1 rRNA gene is annotated in these 393 nt (G+C 44.8%); it reads left to right on the top strand.

The window, feature by feature from the left end:
• Nucleotides 1–7 precede the first annotated feature (7 nt).
• Nucleotides 8–124 (top strand): 5S ribosomal RNA (gene rrf / locus M3180_RS22400).
• The last annotated feature ends 269 nt before the right edge of the window (nucleotides 125–393 follow it).

Here is a 393-nt window from a genome sequence, read left to right as displayed (position 1 = left end):
GTTATCGTTTGGTGGCGATGGCGGAGGGGAACCACACGTTCCCATCTCGAACACGACCGTTAAGCCCTCCAGCGCCGATGGTACTTGGACCGCAGGGTCCTGGGAGAGTAGGACGTCGCCAAGCGGTATTAAAAAAATACCTGTTGCAAAAATTGTCGGATGATGATAAAATCATTTCCTGTCAAGAAAAAAGCAACATCTTGTACCTTGAAAACTGGATAAGAAAGTATATGAAACATCCAAAGCGAATCGAGTTCAACAAACTTAGTTTGTTTGAAATTAAAATTAGCAGCGAGTGTTTTCGGTAAAAGCGACCTTCATCCGCAAGGATGTTCGAGCGTTAACGAAAATACGAGCCATTGGTTAAGCTAATAAGAGCGCACGGAGGATGCC

The organism is Paenibacillus camelliae (assembly GCF_023715345.1).
In the GTDB taxonomy this organism is placed as follows: Bacteria; Bacillota; Bacilli; order Paenibacillales; family Paenibacillaceae; genus Pristimantibacillus; species Pristimantibacillus camelliae.
The sequence above is the reverse complement of the archived record's forward strand: the minus strand, read 5'-3'. Positions and strand labels throughout refer to the sequence as shown.